The 915-nt window shown below is 64.2% G+C and carries 1 protein-coding gene; it reads right to left on the bottom strand.

Translation table 11 applies throughout. From position 1 onward, the window contains the following. Nucleotides 1-283: 283 nt before the first annotated feature. The coding region (locus tag PMN64_RS42910) for an IS110 family transposase (RefSeq protein WP_411785128.1) at nucleotides 284-915 on the bottom strand (632 nt) is incomplete at its 5' end.

The following is a 915-nucleotide window of genomic DNA, read 5'->3' as shown; positions in this document are numbered from 1 at the left end:
GTCGTCCTGGCGAAAGCCAGGACCCATATGTGGACGGCCCCCGTGGCACAAGAGCTGTTTGGTGAGATCGGATCGCTTGCATCCATATGTCCGGCCTGTTGGGTGCGATCGAATGGATCGCTGGCCAAGATGGTTTGCGCGATGCGAGTTCCAAACAACCACGCGGCCTGTTGACGGCCGATGGGTCCTGCGGACTGTCTCGCATCGTTGCTCGATCGATCGCTCCATCTGCTCTTGCAGCTCCAGGGCGGCTAACGAGCGAGCCCGCCAGCTGCCCAATTTGTTAGGCGGCGACGGCTGTCATGGGATTGATCGGTGCCGCATCGTAACTCTCGCCCGTCGCCATCAGCTTCCAGGCGATGCGGGCCACTTTGTTGGCGAGCGCCACGGCCGCAAGCTTCGGCGGCTTGCGCTTGATCAGGGCCAGCAGCCAGCGCGAGTGATGACCGCGTCCCCGCCTGGCCTGCTGGATCACCGCTGTGGCCCCGACCACCAGCAGACGGCGCAAGTTCTCATCGCCAGCCCGCGTGATCTTGCCGAGCCTGGTCTTGCCAGCGGTGGAGTGGTCCTTGGGTGTCAATCCCAGCCAGGCCGCAAAATGACGACCAGAACGGAACATGCGCGGATCAGGTGTCTTCATCACCAGCGCGGTTGCAACGATCGGACCGACCGAGGGGATCTGAGCCAAACGCCGGCCCGTGGCATCGGCGCGGTGCCAGGCCATCAGCTTGGCCTCAACCGCCTCCAACTCACCCTCGAGCCTGACGCGCTCCCGGCCCAGCACCACAAATAGCTCGCGCGCCAGAACGGGAAGCGTCTCGTCCTGCGCAATCCGCGCCAGCAGTGGTTCGATCGCATCCAGTCCCTTGGGTGCGATCAGGCCATACTCCGCCGCGTGGCCGCGTATCGTATTGG

It is taken from the genome of Bradyrhizobium sp. UFLA01-814, from assembly GCF_046718885.1.
Classification (GTDB): Bacteria; Pseudomonadota; Alphaproteobacteria; order Rhizobiales; family Xanthobacteraceae; genus Bradyrhizobium; species Bradyrhizobium elkanii.
This window is presented reverse-complemented; position numbering and strand designations above follow the sequence as displayed.